At 72.2% G+C, this 15896-nt stretch carries 12 protein-coding genes; 7 read left to right on the top strand and 5 right to left on the bottom strand.

Annotated elements, in window-relative coordinates:
- Window positions 1-37: 37 nt before the first annotated feature.
- Both ABZT49_RS28600 and ABZT49_RS28595 read right to left on the bottom strand, forming a co-directional pair.
- Complete coding sequence (locus ABZT49_RS28600) at window positions 38-4345, bottom strand: translocation/assembly module TamB domain-containing protein (protein ID WP_355291178.1); 4308 nt, start codon at window positions 4343-4345, stop codon at window positions 38-40.
- Between the two features lie 9 nt (window positions 4346-4354).
- A complete protein-coding gene (locus ABZT49_RS28595) occupies window positions 4355-6319 on the bottom strand; it encodes an autotransporter assembly complex protein TamA (RefSeq protein ID WP_407943590.1) in 1965 nt (654 codons plus the stop codon).
- A 385-nt stretch (window positions 6320-6704) separates the two neighbouring features.
- Between ABZT49_RS28595 and ABZT49_RS28590 the strand changes: the two genes are divergently transcribed.
- Both ABZT49_RS28590 and ABZT49_RS28585 read left to right on the top strand, forming a co-directional pair.
- Window positions 6705-7601, top strand: coding sequence for a histone deacetylase (locus ABZT49_RS28590; protein WP_355291176.1), 897 nt, complete (start codon window positions 6705-6707; stop codon window positions 7599-7601).
- Window positions 7602-7678: 77 nt separating this feature from the next.
- On the top strand, window positions 7679-7828 hold the full coding sequence (locus tag ABZT49_RS28585) for a TFIIS helical bundle-like domain containing protein (RefSeq protein WP_355291174.1): 150 nt from the start codon (window positions 7679-7681) through the stop codon (window positions 7826-7828).
- Between the two features lie 348 nt (window positions 7829-8176).
- Here the strand turns inward: ABZT49_RS28585 and ABZT49_RS28580 are convergent, their stop codons facing one another.
- Window positions 8177-9061, bottom strand: coding sequence for an ATP-binding protein (locus ABZT49_RS28580; protein WP_355291172.1), 885 nt, complete (start codon window positions 9059-9061; stop codon window positions 8177-8179).
- Window positions 9062-9275: 214 nt separating this feature from the next.
- Here ABZT49_RS28580 and yajC point away from each other — a divergent pair, with 214 nt between their 5' ends.
- From yajC to ABZT49_RS28555, 5 genes are all read left to right on the top strand, one after another.
- Complete coding sequence (gene yajC, locus ABZT49_RS28575) at window positions 9276-9605, top strand: preprotein translocase subunit YajC (RefSeq protein ID WP_093566757.1); 330 nt, start codon at window positions 9276-9278, stop codon at window positions 9603-9605.
- Window positions 9606-9690: 85 nt separating this feature from the next.
- Window positions 9691-11298, top strand: coding sequence for a protein translocase subunit SecD (secD, locus tag ABZT49_RS28570; RefSeq protein ID WP_355291171.1), 1608 nt, complete (start codon window positions 9691-9693; stop codon window positions 11296-11298).
- A gap of 83 nt (window positions 11299-11381) precedes the next feature.
- The gene (gene secF / locus ABZT49_RS28565) at window positions 11382-12329 is read left to right on the top strand and encodes a protein translocase subunit SecF (RefSeq protein ID WP_355291169.1); all 948 of its coding nucleotides are present in this window, start codon (window positions 11382-11384) and stop codon (window positions 12327-12329) included.
- Window positions 12329-12718, top strand: coding sequence for an MTH938/NDUFAF3 family protein (locus tag ABZT49_RS28560; protein ID WP_355291168.1), 390 nt, complete (start codon window positions 12329-12331; stop codon window positions 12716-12718). Before secF ends, ABZT49_RS28560 begins: the two co-directional genes overlap by 1 nt.
- A gap of 38 nt (window positions 12719-12756) precedes the next feature.
- Entirely contained in the window at window positions 12757-13623 is an 867-nt protein-coding gene (locus ABZT49_RS28555) for a phytoene/squalene synthase family protein (RefSeq protein WP_355291166.1), read from the top strand.
- Window positions 13624-13846: 223 nt separating this feature from the next.
- Here the strand turns inward: ABZT49_RS28555 and trmFO are convergent, their stop codons facing one another.
- Both trmFO and ABZT49_RS28545 read right to left on the bottom strand, forming a co-directional pair.
- Complete coding sequence (gene trmFO, locus ABZT49_RS28550; RefSeq protein ID WP_355291164.1) at window positions 13847-15274, bottom strand: methylenetetrahydrofolate--tRNA-(uracil(54)-C(5))-methyltransferase (FADH(2)-oxidizing) TrmFO; 1428 nt, start codon at window positions 15272-15274, stop codon at window positions 13847-13849.
- Between the two features lie 202 nt (window positions 15275-15476).
- Window positions 15477-15626 carry a DUF1127 domain-containing protein gene (locus ABZT49_RS28545; RefSeq protein ID WP_082173034.1) on the bottom strand — a complete coding sequence of 50 codons (150 nt, stop codon included), beginning with the start codon at window positions 15624-15626 and terminating at the stop codon, window positions 15477-15479.
- Window positions 15627-15896: the final 270 nt, after the last annotated feature.

The following is a 15896-nucleotide window of genomic DNA, read 5'->3' as shown; positions in this document are numbered from 1 at the left end:
GACGATGGTTTGATCTGCAGCGGGCAGACGGGATCACTCAATACTCCCACTCCGCCCCCACCCCCACGGCCGTTCGTCCATCCGCCCCGGCCTCGCCCTGCACCTTGATCCGCCCGGTCACGTCGTAGGTGATGGTGGCCGCGCTGTCCTCCGGTCGGGCCCCGGCGCGCACGCCGACATTGACCCGCTCGCCCAGCGCCCGCGACAGGCCGACCGCCGCGCCGCCCTTCGATCCGGCCTGGATGTCGAGGCTGTCGAGGCCGAGCCCTTTGCGGGCGCTCTCGAACACGTCGGGCCCGCCGGCGCCGCCGGAGAGCTGGGCGACCGCTTGCGCCAGTTGCAGCGCCTGGAACGGCGACAGGCCGCCCGAGGCCTTCTTGAACAGGAGGCGCGACAAAACCTCGTCCTGCGGCAGCGGCGGCTCGGAGGTAAGCGCGAAGTCGGGCTGGTTCGCCGGGCCGGTGACGGCGATCTTGGCGGTGACGTCGCCGGCCTGGGATTGGGCCAGGAAGTCGAGGTCCGGCGCGGTCAGGTCGCCCGCGAAGGTCAGGCGGCCGCGGGCGAAATCGAGGCGCTGGCCGACGATCTGGATCCGGCCGCGGCGCATCGCGAAGGCGCCGTTCGCCACCGGGGCCGCCGAGGTGCCGGTGAGGCGTAAAGCGCCGCCGAGCTCGGCGTCGATGCCGCGGCCGCGCACGGTGATGCGGCCGGGGGCGTTCACCGCGATGTCGAGGGTGGCGAGGAAGGGCGGAGCCTTGGCCCCGCGCCGCGCCGCGGCCTCGCGCTTGGCGCGCGCGGCGAGGCGGGCGCGGGTCTGCGGCGGCGCGTTGACGTGGCGGATGCCGGGCAGCGGCTGCACCGTGGCGGGCAGGCGGTCGGGCACCGAGACGTCGAGGGAGACGACGTCGACCTGGCCGGTGATCCGCGGGGTGCGGGCGAGCGGCCCGGTCAGCGACAGGTTGAGGCCGGAGATCAGGGTCATCAGCGGGCTCGAGACCAGCTCGGCCCGGTCGGCCCGGATGGTCAGGTTGCCCGGGAAACCCGCCGCCGGCTCGACGGCGACGCGCCCTTGCGCCTGGAGGGTGCCGCCGTTGCGGGTGGCGGCGGTCAGGCGCTCGATCACGATCGTGTCGCCGCGGCCGGTGAGGCGGCCCTGGATGTCGGTGAGGCGCACGCCCTGGAGCGGGTCGGTGAAGCTGCCGCCGGTGATCACCGCCGAGCCGTCGACCTTCGGCGCCTGGAGCGTGCCGGCAACGCCCGCATCGAGGGCGACCCGGCCGGTCAGGCGCTGCCCGCCCGCCGCCAGCAGCGTGTTGGCGAGCGCCGCGTCGAGGGTGCCGCGGGTGCGCAGGCCCAAGGTGCCGCCGGCCTCGACGGGGAGCGAGCCGGAGAGCGTGAGCTGCAGGCCGCGTCCCGCCGTCACCGTGCCGTCGAGGCCGGCGCGGCCGTCCTCGATGCGCCCCGACGCCTTGGCGTCGATCGGCGGCAGGCCCGCGGAGCGGGTCTCGGGCGTCACGAGGCGCGAGACATTCAACGCATAGCGCCCCTCTGGGCTGGCGGCCGGGCCGGCGAGCACGGCCTCGCCGTCGAGGGTGCCGGAGAGGCTCAGGCTCGGCGCGGCGATGCGGGCCATCGCCAGCGGCAAGTTTTTCAAGCCGAGTCGCAGGTCGAGGCGCTGGCCGATCGTGCCGTCGAGGCTGGCCCGGCCCGAGCCGGCGGCGATCGCGAGGCCCGCCACCGTCACGCCCTCGTCCCGGAACGTGATCGTCGCGGGGCCCGCCAGGGCAAGCCGGTCGGCCCCGCGCACGGCGCTGAGCCGGGCGAGGTCGAGGCGCGGGTGCTCGGCCGGGACGAGGCGCGCGGCGCCGTCGAGGGCGAAACCCCGGGCGCGGGCCTGGAGCACGAGGTCGCTGCCGTCGGGGGCGGGCCTGGCGTCGAGGCGGATCGCCTCGATCGTCTCGGAGCCGGCGACGAGCTGGTCGGCGGTGAGCCGGCCCGAGACCCTGGGGCTCGTCCAGAGGTCGGTGCCGACGAGGTCGGCGTCGAGACGCGACAGCGCAACGCCTGCCCCGCGCACGCCTTCGCCGGTCGCCCGCACCCGGGCATCCTGCCGGCCGCCGGTGCGGCTCAACGAGATCGCGGCGTCGAGGCGGCCCTGCAGGCGGGTGAGGGCCAGGGCCGAGAGGTCGTCGAGGTCGCCGGCCTTGAGCGTCACCTCGCCCTCGGCGAGGCGCGAGGCGGGATCGATCGCGGCGCGGCCCGCGAGGTTCACAGAGCCGAGGGTGAGCGCGAGGCGGTCGAGCAGCCAGTCGGCGTCGCGGCGGGCGAGGTGGAGGTCGCCAGCGAGCGGCTTGCCGTCGACCCGGCCGGACAGGGTGACCGTCCCGTCGAGGGCGCCGGTGGCGTCGGTGATCGTCGCGCGGGCCGCGAGGTCGCGGACCGGGCGGCCCATGGCGCGGGCCTCGGGGGCTGACAGGGTCAGGGCGAGGTCTGGCCGCTCCAGCGAGCCGGTGAGGCGGGCGTCGAGACCGGCGCGACCGGCGAGCTCGGGGTCGAGGGTGGCGAGATCGCCGAGATCGACCCGGCCGGTCATGTCGGCCTTTGTCTCGGTAGCGCGGCCGTCGACCGTCGCCGTCACGGCGTGCCCGGTCAGGCGCGCGGCCTGGACGGCGTAGCCGTCGGGCAGGCGGGTCAGGCGGCCGGTGAAGCGCGGGTCGCGGCCGAGGGTCCGGTCGAGGGCGGGGGTGCCGAGGAAGAGCTTTTCGGTGCTCGCCTCGACGTCGGCGGTGACGCCGGCCCGGCCGGGATCGCCGGAGAGCAGCGCCTTGACGGCGACGCGGCCGCCGAGCGGCCGGCCGGCGGCGAGGGAGAAGGCCGCGAGGTCGGGCAGTTCGGCGTGCAGCGTGCCCGCCACCACGTCGCGGCCGATCCGGCCGGCGTAGCGGGCGCTCGCGGTCGGCGCCTCGATCGTCACCACATCGAGATCGGCGACGCCGTTCGGGTCGATCCGGCCGGCGAGGCGGAACGACGCCTTCGGGCCGATCGCGCGGCGCAAGGCGGGATCGGCGAGGTGGAGGCCGTCGACCTCGGCATTCGCGGCGAGGCGGAAGGATTGGCCTTCGGGCTGGCGCGGCAGCGGCTCGGCGACGAGATCGGCGCTCGCCCGGCCGAGCCGGCTGCCCGCGGCCGACAGGCCGGCGGCGCGCAAGGTCCCGCGCACGGCCGGCGCATCGAGCGGCCCTTTGAGGCTCGCGTCGAGCATCAGCGATTCGAGAGTCGATTCGCCGGCCTTGGTGACGCCGCCCTCGGTCGGAAGCGCCCGGGCCTGGAGGGTCAGGTCGGCGTTGCGCGCGGCATCGACCCCGCCATTCAGCGCGAGGCGCGCGGTGCGGGAGGTCAGCTCGAACCGGTCGACCTGGATCGCGCCGGCATCCGCGAAGCGCAAGGCCCCGTCGAGGCGGGTGGTGCCGGAAAAAACCGCCGCGAGGGGCCCGGGCATCAGGCCCTCGACCCGCGAGGCGAGGTCGAGCACCATCCGCCGCTCCGCCCCGACCCGGTCGATGCGGGCCTTGCCGTCGGCGCCGATGCCCTCGCCGGCCTTGAACGCGAGGCCGGCATTCCAGGAATCGAGCGTGCCCTTGCCGTCGAGGTCGAGGCTGACCGGCGGCAGGCCGGGCAGGTTCATGAGCCGGGCGGCGAGGCCGCCCGCCGGCTCGTCATGGGCGAGCTTCACCTCCAGGCGGGACGAATCCGGCACGTAGGCGAGCTTGAGGGTGACGGTGCCGGGCTTGTCGAGGCGGCGCAGGCCGAAGCCGAGATCGAGGCCTTCGCGCGGGTCGCCGAGAGTCGCCTGGCCGGCCCCGCCGATGCGGGCGGCCTCGCCGATCACCGGCTCGCCGAGGACGAGGTCGGTGAGCGCGAAGGCCTTCACCACCACCTTGACCGGCAGGTCGGGCAGCAGGGCCTCCTTGTCCTGGGACGGCGGGGTGGCGGAGGGCAGGGGGCGGCGCAGCACCTCGAGGCGCCCGATCTCGAGCCGGTCGATCTCCAGGCGGCGCGAGAGGAGTGCCGTGCGGCGCCAGATCAGCCGGGCCTTGTCGAGGCGCAGCCAGACGCCGTTGCGGTCGGCGATGGCGACGTCGCGGATGGTGGCATCGGAGGAGAGCGCCCCGTCGACGGCGCCGATCGAGACCCGCGAGGTCGGGGTCGAGAGGGCACGGGACAGGAGGTCGCCGAGGATCGTGGTCTCGCCCTCGGCCGCCTCGCCGGTGGCGGCGTGGCCGAGCCAGGCCAGCGCCAGGAGGGCGACGCCGATGGCGGCGGTGAGGAGGCGCGAGGCCCGCATCTGCATCATTCAGAAGGCCTGACCGAGGCTGATGTAGAGGGCGACCGGCGGCTGCTTGAGCTGCTTGTCGGGGTTCAGCGGCACCGCGAGATCGACCCGGATCGGGCCGATGCCGGTGTAGTAGCGAAGCCCCAGGCCCGCCGCGACGCGGATGCGCTCGTCGAAATCGGGCAGGGTGCCGGCGAAGGCCGTGCCGGCATCGACGAAGGGCACGATGCCGATCGTGTCGGTGATTTTGATCCGGCCCTCGACCGAGCCTTCGAGCAGCGAGCGCCCGCCGATCGGCAACTGGTAGGGGCCGATCGGCCCGACGGTGCGGTACGAGTAGCCCCGGATCGAGCCGCCGCCGCCGGCGAAGAAGCGCAAGGAGGCCGGGATATCGGCGAGATTCGCGCCGCTGACCGAGCCGAAGCCGAGGCGCGCGGCCAGGATGTAACGGCCCTCGTCGTCGAAGGCGTAGTAGGTCGAGCCTTGCGCCTTGGCGATCAGGAGGTCGGGGCTTTTGCCGAGACCCGCATAGGGGGTGAGCGAGGCGGTGACGCGAAAGCCCCTCGTCGGGTCGAGCAGGCTGTCGGTCGAATCGTAGGTGACCCCGGCATTCAGGCCCAGCAGCCCGTAATCGACGCGGCCGAGCGCGTCGCGGTCCGAGCCGACCCTTCCGTCGAGGCCGATCTGCGCCGAGAACGCGTCGGCGAAGCGGTGGCGGATCGCGACCGTGCCGCCGGTCGCGTCGCTGAGATAGGATTGCTGCACCTCGCGGCCGATGAAGGCGCTGGCGAGGAGATCGTTGCGGGTGCCGAACAGGGCCGGCTTGACGAAGGTCGCGGCGAGGCGGCCGCCGAGCCCGTTGGTCTCGATCCCGGCGAGCTTGCGGCGGCGGGCGTAATAGTCGGTGCCGAGGCCGAGATAGGACAGGTCGGCGTCGATCCGCAGGGTCTCGCCGCCGCCGAACAGGTTGCGGTCGGCCCAGTAGGCCCGCACGCCCGGCCCGTCGACGGTCGAGTAGCGCGCCGAGACGCCGACGATGTGCGGCGCGCGCTCGGTGACGTCGACGAAGACCGGCAAGCCGCCGTCGGGATCGAGCGCCGTGCCCTCGCGCACCCGCACGCCGCCGAGCGCCTCGATGCGCGAGACCGAGCGGCGGATGTCGGAGAGCGCCTGCGGCGAGTAGGGATCGCCCGGCTCGGCGTAGATGAAGGAGCGCACCACCGCCGGATCGAGGTTTTCCGTCCCCCGCACGGTGATCGGGCCGAGGACCGCCTTCGCCCCGGGATCGACCACGAAGGTCACATCCATGGCGCGCGCCGCATGGTCGACCACCGGCTCGCGCCGCAACACCTTGGCGAAGGGGTGACCCTGGCGGCGGAAATGGTCGACCAATGCCGCCTCGCGGGCGAGCACGGTGGCGGAGCGGGCCGGCGGGTCGTCGTCGAGGCGGGTGAGGCGGGCCGGCACGGCCTCCGGCGGAAACGGCACGCCCGACGGATCGAGCGCCGCGATGCGGCGCAAATGGTAGAGCGGCCCCTGGTCGACGGAGACCCGCACCGCGACGAGGGAGCGGTTGCGGGCGGCTTCCGCCGCGCGCACGGCGTTGCGGGCGGCGGCGTCGCCCCCCAGCACCACGTCCTCGATGCGGAACGACACCGTGCCGGCATAGTAGCCGAAGCCCCAGAGCGCATCGACGAGGCGGCCCGCATCCGCCTCGGCCCGGCGCAGCAGGCCCTCGCCGTCCGGCGGCGCGTCGTTGCGCAGGCGGTAGAGGCTCGACGTATCCTGGAGGGTGCGGAGCAGGTCCTCGTCCTCGACGCCCTGGAAGCGGACCGAGTAGGGCAGGGCGGCGGGGCTCGGCGCCGGCGGCGCCTCCTCGGAGTTGAACAGGCCGAACAGGTCGAAGGCGCGCGCCGGCTCCGCCGCGCAGACTCCGAGCGCGAGGCCGAGCCCGAGAGCCTTGGCAGTCCCTTCCCACCGGCGCACTCTGCGCGCGCCGCGATCGTCGCCCCGTTCCCGCATGCCCCCCGGCCGTGCTTGCAGGCCCCGCCCGTCCGGGCGGCGCCGAGAAATACCGTCACGCCCGCGGCGCGTCCCGTCTCACGCCCCCGGTATGAGCTCCTTCCCCAAGGGTCGAGGGAATTCGTGTCCAAACCGTGTTCGTCGATCGGTCCGGTCCCGGGACAAGCTAGAGCATATGTCCGCGAAGAGGAACCGCCGCGCCGGTCGGAGCGGGGGAAGACGGCGCGCTAACTCTCTGACATCTGCGGCGGGATTGCGCCTGCCCGCGGCGCGCGGTCGCGCCTGCTGTCCGGCGGGCCGGCGCGTTGAGCGGGACCGTCCCGTCCCCGCTGTCCACAGGGTCCGTCGCATGGTTCCGGTCGTGTTCCACCCGGCCTACGAGGCCCCGTTGCCGGAGGGCCACCGCTTCCCGATGGGCAAGTACGGGCGGCTCGCCGCCGCGATCGAGGCGCGCGGCCTGGTGCCGGAGGGCTTCGTGACGCCCGAGCCCGCGGATCCGGAGCTGATCCGCCTCGCGCATGACGCTGCTTACGTCGAGCAGGTCGTCACCGGCACGGTGCCGCGGGCGGTCGAGCGGGCGATCGGCTTGCCGGTCGATGCCGGGGTGGCGCGGCGCTCGCTCGCCGCCTGCGGCGGCACGCTGCGGGCCGCCCGGCTGGCGCTCGAAGGGGGGCTCGCCGGCAGTACCGCGGGCGGCAGCCATCACGGCAGGCGGGACGGGGGCCGGGGCTTCTGCGTCTTCAACGACGTCGCGGTGGCGGCGCTGGCCCTCCAGCGCGAGGGCACGATCCGCCGGGCCCTCGTCATCGACCTCGACGTGCACCAGGGCGACGGCACCGCCGATTGCCTGGCGACCGAGCCCGACCTGTTCACCTTCTCGATGCACGCCGAGAAGAACTATCCCCACGACAAGGTGCCGGGCGACCTCGATGTCGGCCTGCCCGACGGGCTCGCCGACGACGACTATCTGGCGGCGCTCGCCCTCCACGTGCCGCGCCTGATCGATGCGCTGCACCCGGACCTGGTGTTCTACAATGCCGGCGTCGATCCCCACCGCGACGACCGCCTCGGCCGCCTGGCGCTCACCGACGAGGGACTGCGCCGACGCGAGGCCCACGTGGTCGGCGCCGCGCGCCGGCGCGGCATCCCCCTCGTCGCGGTGATCGGCGGCGGCTACGCGACCGACATCGATGCGCTGGCGGCGCGCCACGCCCTGGTCTTCGAGGCGATGGCGGAGCTGGCGTGACGGTCGGGTCGGAACGGCCGAGGCTGTTTCGCCGTTGACCCTCCGAAGACCGCAACGCCAGCACGCGAGAGGATGCGATGAGCCTCATCGGCCGAATCGTCACCAAGATCCTGGGGAACGACGATCCCCGCACCCGCCCCGACAGCCGCCCCTACGACGACCGGGTCGCGTACAACGATTCCGGCAACCTCGTCGGTCGCCTCGTCACCAAGATCCTGCGCCGCTGACCCCCTGCGACGCCGCAAGGCACGAACCCGACACCCCCGCCGGATCTCCCGGCGGGGGTGTCGCCGTTTCGGGACGGGGCGATCGCTCGGGGCAAAATCCGCCACCGGTGCCATTTCGCACTTGCGAACGGCGCTCGAACGCTTATCTTTCGCAGTGCACGGTCGCGATGGCGTCGCGGCCCTGCTGCCCTCTTTGGGCGTTTCCTCCCTAGACTTCGGGCCGCCCGCAAGGGTGGCCTTTTTTCTTTGCCCCGCCCGGGACGCTGGGCGATCGAGGATCGGCCGACATCCCGGTCCGCGGATCGGGCCGGGCGCAGGCCCGTGCCCCTCGCGCCCGCCGCATCACGATCAGTCCAGCCGCTGCCCCAACCGGCCGGCGAGATCCTGGATGTACTGGAACGCCGTGCGCCCCGAGCGTGCCCCGCGGGTCGTCGACCATTCGAGCGCCTCGGCCCGCAGCCGCGCCGGCTCGACCGCGAGCGCGTAGCGCGCCACGTAGGCGTCGATCATCGCCAGGTACTCGTCCTGGCTGCACTTGTGGAAGCCGAGCCAGAGGCCGAACCGGTCGGAGAGCGAGACCTTCTCCTCCACCGCCTCGCCCGGGTTGATCGCCGTCGAGCGCTCGTTCTCCATCATGTCGCGCGCCAGGAGATGGCGCCGGTTGGAGGTGGCGTAGAAGATCACGTTGTCGGGCCGGCCCTCGATGCCGCCGTCGAGCGCCGCCTTCAGCGACTTGTACGAGGTATCCTCGGCATCGAACGACAGGTCGTCGCAGAACACCACGAAGCGGTGGGGATCGGGGCGCAGCCAGCCCATCAGGGCGGGCAGGCCCTCGATGTCCTCGCGGTGGATCTCGACGAGCTTCAGCGGCCGCTCCAGCGTCCCCTTCGCGTTGATCTCGGCGTGGACCGCCTTGACCAGCGACGACTTGCCCATGCCGCGGGCGCCCCACAGGAGGGCGTTGTTCGCCGGCAGGCCGCGGGCGAAGCGCTCGGTGTTGTCGAACAGGATGTCGCGCATCCGGTCGATGCCGCGAAGCAAGCCCATCTCGACCCGGTTGACCCGCGGCACCGGCTGCAACCGACCCTCCGGCTGCCACACGAAGGCGTCGGCCGCCGCGAAGTCGGGGGCGGGACGGGCCGGCGGGGCGGCGCGCTCCAGGGCCGCGGCGATGCGCAGCAGCACGGGCAGCAGGTCGGAACCGGGGAGGGGGGAGGGGGTCGAATCGGTCATCGCGGGGAAACTCGGGCTCCTGCGCAGGGGCGGACGTGCCGGCAGCGCCTCTTAATCCCAGGCGGCGGCGGACGAAAACCCGCCGGGATGGGGCACCGGAAGACCGATCCCCGCAATTGCTTTCGGGTCGTCGGTGGCTATAGTCCGCGCGCTTTTGCAAGGCCGGCGGGGATCCGCGCGGCCTGATGTCGTCTTGTTTCGGGAGACCTCGAGAGTGATCACGCCCGCCTTCGCGCAGGGAGCCGGGGCGACCGGCGGCACGGACATCCTCGTGCAGGTCGTCCCCTTCATCCTGATCTTCGTGATCATGTACTTCCTGATCCTGCGCCCGCAGCAGCGCCGCGCCAAGGAGCACCAGGACATGGTCAAGAACGTGCGCCGCGGCGACACGGTGGTGACCACCGGCGGCATCCTCGGCCGGGTCACCAAGGTGACCGAGGCCCCGGAGATCGAGATCGAGATCGCCCCGAACGTGCAGGTCAAGGTGGTCCGCACCATGATCGCCGAGGTCCGGGCCAAGGGCGAGCCGGTCAAGGCCGCCTGAGCCCAGCCCTTACGGGGGCGGCCCAGGCTCACCGCCGGGCCGCCCTCCCTGACATAGACCCCAAGGACCGGTTGGAACGCCGCGGATGCTCCGTATCTCCACCACGAAGGCCGTCGCGACGCTCGCCGTGATCCTGGTCGGCCTGATGCTCGCCGTGCCGAGCTTCTTCTCGGCCGATCAGCGCAAGGGCTTCATCGCCTCGCTGCCGTCCTGGTTCCCGACCTGGATCGTGCCGACCCGCGCCATCGTGCTCGGTCTCGACCTCCAGGGCGGGTCGCAGATCGTGCTCGAAGTCGACCGCAACGACCTTGGCCGCACCATGGCTCAAGGATTGCGCGACGACGTGCGCCAGGCCCTGCGCGAGGCCGGCGTGCAGGCCGATGGCGGCATCCAGCTGCAGCCGCGCGGCGTGCAGCTGCGCATCAGCGACGCGGCGAACCGCGCCAAGGCGATGCCGAAGCTGCAAGGCCTGTCGCAGCCCGTCACCGACGCGACCCTCGGCCAGACCGGCGCCCGCACCCTCGACCTGCGCGAGGAGCCGAACGGCCTGATCCAGCTCACCTATTCCGACGCGGGCTTCAACGCCCGGGTGCGCCGCGCGGTCTCCCAGGCGATCGAGGTGGTGCGCAAGCGCGTCGACCTCGGCGGCACCACCGAGCCGTCGATCCAGCAGCAGGGCGCCGACCGCATCCTGGTCCAGGTGCCGGGCCTCCAGGACCCGGCCCGGCTGGAGGAGCAGCTCGGCAAGACCGCCAAGCTCGAGTTCCGCATGCTCGCCGACAGCGCGGCCGGCGACGTCGACATGCTGCCCTCGAAGGATTCCAACGGCCAGCGCGTGCCGGTGGAGCGCCGGGTGATGGCCGACGGCGCCGACCTGACCGACGCCCAGCCGGGCTTCGACCAGAAGTCGAACGAGCCGATCGTCAACTTCAAGTTCAACCTGCGCGGCGCCCAGAAATTCGGCCAGGCGACGAGCGAGAATGTCGGCCGCGCCATGGCGATCGTCCTCGACAACGAGGTCGTGTCGGCGCCCCGCATCCTGCAGCCGATCACCGGCGGTCAGGGCCAGATCTCCGGCCGGTTCACGGTGCAGCAGGCCAACGACCTCTCGGTATTGCTGCGCGCCGGCGCGCTGCCGGCCAAGCTGACCGTGATCGAACGCCGCACCGTCGGCCCGGGCCTCGGCCGCGACTCGATCGAGGCCGGCAAGCACGCCACCATCGTGGCGACGATCCTCGTCGTCGTGCTGATGTTCGCCGCCTACGGGGTGTTCGGCCTCTTCGCCAACATCGCGCTCCTCGTCCATGTCGGCCTGATCCTCGGCCTGATGTCGGTGCTGGAAGCCACCATGACCCTGCCGGGCATCGCCGGCATCGTGCTCACCATCGGCACCGCGGTCGATTCCAACGTGCTGATCTACGAGCGCGTGCGGGAGGAGGTGCGGGCCGGCCGCTCGATCCCCTCGGCGCTGCAGGCGGGCTTCGACCGCGCCTTCGCCACCATCGTGGATTCCAACTCCACCATGGCGATCGCCGCGGTGATCCTGTTCTTCCTCGGCTCGGGCCCGGTGCGCGGCTTCGCGGTGGTGTTCATCCTCGGCATCCTGACCACGGTCATCACCGCCGTGACCCTGACCCGGATGATGATCGCCCTGTGGTACCAGCGCCTGCGGCCCAAGACCCTGCCGATCTGATTTTTTCCCACGGGCGGCGTTAAGAGCCGCCCGCCTCCGTGCTGCGCTCCCGGGCGCGCCGACACCCCGTTCCGAGACCGACGATGCGCCTCCTCCGCCTCTGGCCCGACGAATCCCACTTCGACTTCATGCGCCTGCGGCGCTTCAGCTTCCCGCTCTCGGCGTTCATCTCGGTCGCCACGGTGGTGCTGTTCCTGCAGGTCGGGCTCAATTTCGGCATCGACTTCAAGGGCGGCACCCTGGTCGAGCTGCGGCCGAAGCCCGGCGTGACGTCGGATGTCGGCACCGTGCGCCACACCGCCAACGAGTTCGGCTTCGGCGAGACCGAGGTGCAGGAACTCGGCCAGGGCTCGATCTCGGTGCGCTTCCCGCTCCAGGCCGGCGGCGAGACCGGCCAGACCCTGGTGATGCAGAAGGCGCACGCCGCCTTCGACAAGGACTACGCCTTCGACCGCGTCGAGACCGTCGGCCCCCGCGTCTCGGGGGAGCTCGTCCAGTCGGGCACGATCGGCGTCGTGCTCTCGGTCGTGGCGGTGCTGCTCTACCTGTGGTTCCGGTTCGAGCGCGAGCTGGCGCTCGGCGCCATCGTCGGCACCCTGCACGACATCGTCATCACGGTCGGGCTGTTCGTGATCACCCGGATCGAGTTCAACATGACCTCGATCGCCGCGATCCTCACCATCGTCGGCTACTCGCTGAACGAGACGGTGGTGGTGTTCGACCGCACCCGCGAGCTGATGCGCCGCTACAAGACCATGCCGACGGAGCAATTGCTCAACCTGTCGATCAACTCGACCATGTCGCGCACGGTGATGACCGCGATGTCGACCGCCCTGTCGCTGCTGGCGCTGGTGCTGTTCGGCGGCGAGGCAATCAAGGGCTTCTCGGTGGTGATGCTCGCCGGCGTGGTGATCTGCACCTACTCGGCGATCTTCGTCTCGACCCCGTTCCTGATCTATATCGGCTTGCAGGCCGGCGGCACCCGGACGCAGCCGCGCGACACCTCCAGCCTCAAGCAGGCGGCCGAGTAGTGGCGGGGCCCGAGCGCCAGCACGACGGCTTCGTCCCGGGCCGCTACCCGATCGACGCCTATGGCGCCGGCGGCTTCCGCTTCGCCGAGATGTCGCATCGTGGTTCGATCCTGGCGCTGCCCTCCGGCGTGCGCGCCTGGGAGGTGACCGAGCCCGCCGGCATCACGCCCGCGAGCCTGCGGCCGCTGGTGGAGGAGGCCGGGGGAATCGACCTCCTGCTGCTGGGCACCGGGGCCGACATCGTGTTCGTGCCCGATACCTTGCGCCGCTTCCTCAAGGAGGCGGGCATCGGCCTCGACGTGATGCAGACCGGCGCGGCGGCGCGGACCTACAACATCCTGATGGCCGAGAACCGCAAGGTCGCGGCCGCCCTGATCGCGGTGCCGTGACTCAGACACCATGAACGAGACGCAATGAGCCCGACCCGATGAGCCAGCCCGAGACGCGGGATCCGGCCTGGGCCTACGCCCATTGCGAGGCCCTGGTGCGCGAGGGCGATCCGGACCGCTGGTACGCCAGCCTCTACGCCCCGGCCGACAAGCGACCGCACCTCCACGCGCTGGCCGCCTTCAGCCTGGAGGTGGCGCGGGTGCGCGAGGCGGTGTCGAGCCCGATGCCCGGCGAATTGCGGCTGCAATGGTGGCGCGACGCGCTCCAGGGCGAGGCGCGGGGCGACGTGCGGGCCCACCCGGTCGCCGCCGCCCTCGACGACACACTCGTCAAGGCGCGCCTGCCGCGCCAGCCCCTGGTCGACCTGATCGACGCCCGGGTCTTCGACCTCTACGACGATCCGATGCCCTCGACCGGCGACCTGGAAGGGTATTGCGGCGAGACCGCCTCCTGCCTGATCCGCCTCGGCAGCCTGATCCTGGCGACCGGTTCCGAGCCCGGGGGCGCCGCGGCCGCGGGACATGCCGGCGTCGCCTACGCGGTGACGGGCCTCCTGCGGGCACTGCCCTGGCACGCGAGGCGCGGCCAGGTCTACCTCCCCGCCGACGTGCTCAAGGCCCACGGCGTCACCCGCGAGGACATCGTCGCGGGACGGGGTGGGCCTGGGCTGCTCGGCGCCTGCGCCGACATGCGGGCGCTGGTGCGCCGCCACCTCGCGGCCTACGCGGCCGAGCGCGCGACGATCGCGACCGTGGCCGCCCCGGCCTTCCTGCCGGTCGCCCTCGTCGAGGGCTACCTCGCGCAGATGGATCGGCCGGGCTACGACCCGCTGGCGAGCGTGATCGACGTGCCGAACTGGCGCCGGATCTGGCGGCTGTGGCGGGCGGCGCGGTCGGTCAAGTAATCGTCAAGCGTCGGGCCTGCTTGCAACCCTCTCCGTCATCCCGGGGCCGCGAAGCGGAACCCGGGATCCATCACCGCTGACGATTGAGGATGAGGCGGAATGCTGCCCGCCCCTTCCGAAAATCTCGACGGTTATGGATCCCGGGTTCGCGACTGCGTCGAGCCTCGGGACGACACGGAGGGTGTGAGAAGCCGTCCGGCTCCCTTCGGCAGGCTGCCCGAGACTACTCCGCCGCCGCCGGCAGCGGCGCCGGCTCCTCGCCGAGCCACTCGCCCAGGGCCGTCCGCGCCCGGTCGGTCATCGCCCGCTTCTTGGCCTGCGCCTTCTCGGTCCCGCGGAAGCGCTTGCCGTCCGGAGCCTTCGGCGCCCGGTCGAGGGGCGGGAAGAGGCCGAAATTGACGTTCATCGGCTGGAACGAGCGCGGCGCGCCCTCGTCCTCCGCCGAGACGTGGCCGCCGGTGATGTGGCCGATGAGCGCGCCCAGCGCCGTCGTCGCCGGCAGGGGCTCCAGCGCGCGGCCCTGGCGCTCGGCGGCGGCGAAGCGGCCGGCCATCAGGCCGATCGCGGCGCTCTCGACGTAGCCCTCGCAGCCGGTGATCTGGCCGGCGAAGCGCAGGCGCGGCTCGGCCTTGAGGCGCAAGGTCGCGTCGAGGAGGCGGGGGCTGTCGAGATAGGTGTTGCGGTGCAGGCCGCCGAGACGGGCGAACTCGGCATTCTCCAGGCCCGGAATGGTGCGGAAGATCCGCACCTGCTCGGCGTGGCGCAGCTTCGTCTGGAAGCCCACCATGTTGTAGAGCGTGCCCAAGGCGTTGTCCTGGCGCAGCTGGACGATGGCGTAGGCCTTGACGGTCGGGTTGTGCGGGTTGGTCAGGCCGACGGGCTTCATCGGCCCGTGGCGCAGGGTCTCGGGGCCGCGCTCGGCCATCACCTCGATCGGCAGGCAGCCGTCGAAATAGGGGGTCGAGGCCTCCCATTCCTTGAACGAGGTCTTGTCGCCCTCGACCAGCGCCGTGACGAAGGCGGCGTATTGCTCGCGGTCGAGCGGGCAGTTGAGGTAGTCGGCCCCGGTGCCGCCCGGACCGACCTTGTCGTAGCGGGACTGGAACCAGGCCTTGCCCATGTCGATCGAGTCGCGGTGCACGATCGGCGCGATGGCGTCGAAGAAGGCGAGCGATTCGGCACCGGTGAGGCCGCGGATGCCCTCGGCGAGGCCGGGCGCGGTGAGGGGGCCGGTCGCCACGATCACGCTGTCCCAGGAGGCGGGCGGCAACCCGTCGATCTCCTCGCGGGCGAGGCTGACATTCGGATGCGCCTCGATCGCCGCCGTGACCGCCCGGCTGAACCCCTCGCGGTCGACGGCCAGCGCGCCGCCGGCCGGCACCTGGTTGGCGTCGCCGCAAGCCATGATCAGCGAGCCGAGGCGGCGCATCTCCTGGTGCAGCAGCCCGACGGCATTCTGCTCGGCGTCGTCGGAGCGGAACGAATTCGAGCAGACGAGCTCGGCGAGGCCATCGGTCTGGTGCGCCTCGGTGCCGCGCAGGGGCCGCATCTCGTGCAGCACGACGGGCAGGCCGGCCTCGGCGATCTGCCAGGCGGCCTCAGAGCCGGCGAGGCCGCCGCCGACGACGTGAATGGGGTCTGATCCGGACATGACGCGGCATATCGGATCAAGCACCGTCGATGCAACACCGACGGATGAATGCAGGGGTCCGGAGGCGAGGGTCCGGACAAGCGAACGCCCGCCGGGAGGGGCGGGCGCGCGAGACGATGGTTGAGCCCGAAGGCCTTCGATCGACTTGGGTACGCAGAACTCGGGGACTCGGTACGCGATAACTGTCTAAGCGTGTCGACGCTTACGCGACCGAGCGGGCGATACCCTGGATCTCGAAGCGGCTGATGCCGAGATCGTCGAGCTCGCGGTCGGACAGACGCGACAGCTCGTGCACGGTCTCGCGGTAGCGCAGGTACGAGCGGATCTTGCTGAGGATGAGGGAGACGAACATCGGATTTGACCTCTGTGCGGGCAGCCGGTGCGAACCGTTTCGGCACCGCCTGCCTGCTTCTGTTGCAACGCACCATATGGGAAATGGCTGCGGTGGTGGGAGACGGGAGCGCGTAAGCCAGCCATGCACGATTCACATGCAGCGCGCAGGGAATCGTCAACCAACCCCGGTGCCCGCCGATTTGGCAGCACTCTGGCGCATGAATCGCAGGAATTCCGGGCGTTTAGGCACTATGCTGCACACGCGAAGGGCGGGGGTGCAGGGCGGGCC

It is taken from the genome of Methylobacterium sp. EM32, assembly GCF_040593685.1.
Lineage (GTDB): Bacteria > Pseudomonadota > Alphaproteobacteria > Rhizobiales > Beijerinckiaceae > Methylobacterium.
The sequence above is the reverse complement of the archived record's forward strand: the minus strand, read 5'-3'. Positions and strand labels throughout refer to the sequence as shown.

Coding starts and splice junctions, on each gene's coding strand:
- ABZT49_RS28600 (WP_355291178.1), bottom strand. CDS start 4,345: ATGCGGGCCTCGCGCCTCCTCACCGCCGCCATCGGCGTCGCCCTCCTG.
- ABZT49_RS28590 (WP_355291176.1), top strand. CDS start 6,705: ATGGTTCCGGTCGTGTTCCACCCGGCCTACGAGGCCCCGTTGCCGGAG.
- ABZT49_RS28585 (WP_355291174.1), top strand. CDS start 7,679: ATGAGCCTCATCGGCCGAATCGTCACCAAGATCCTGGGGAACGACGAT.
- ABZT49_RS28580 (WP_355291172.1), bottom strand. CDS start 9,061: ATGACCGATTCGACCCCCTCCCCCCTCCCCGGTTCCGACCTGCTGCCC.
- secD (WP_355291171.1), top strand. CDS start 9,691: ATGCTCCGTATCTCCACCACGAAGGCCGTCGCGACGCTCGCCGTGATC.
- secF (WP_355291169.1), top strand. CDS start 11,382: ATGCGCCTCCTCCGCCTCTGGCCCGACGAATCCCACTTCGACTTCATG.
- ABZT49_RS28555 (WP_355291166.1), top strand. CDS start 12,757: ATGAGCCAGCCCGAGACGCGGGATCCGGCCTGGGCCTACGCCCATTGC.
- trmFO (WP_355291164.1), bottom strand. CDS start 15,274: ATGTCCGGATCAGACCCCATTCACGTCGTCGGCGGCGGCCTCGCCGGC.
- ABZT49_RS28545 (WP_082173034.1), bottom strand. CDS start 15,626: ATGTTCGTCTCCCTCATCCTCAGCAAGATCCGCTCGTACCTGCGCTAC.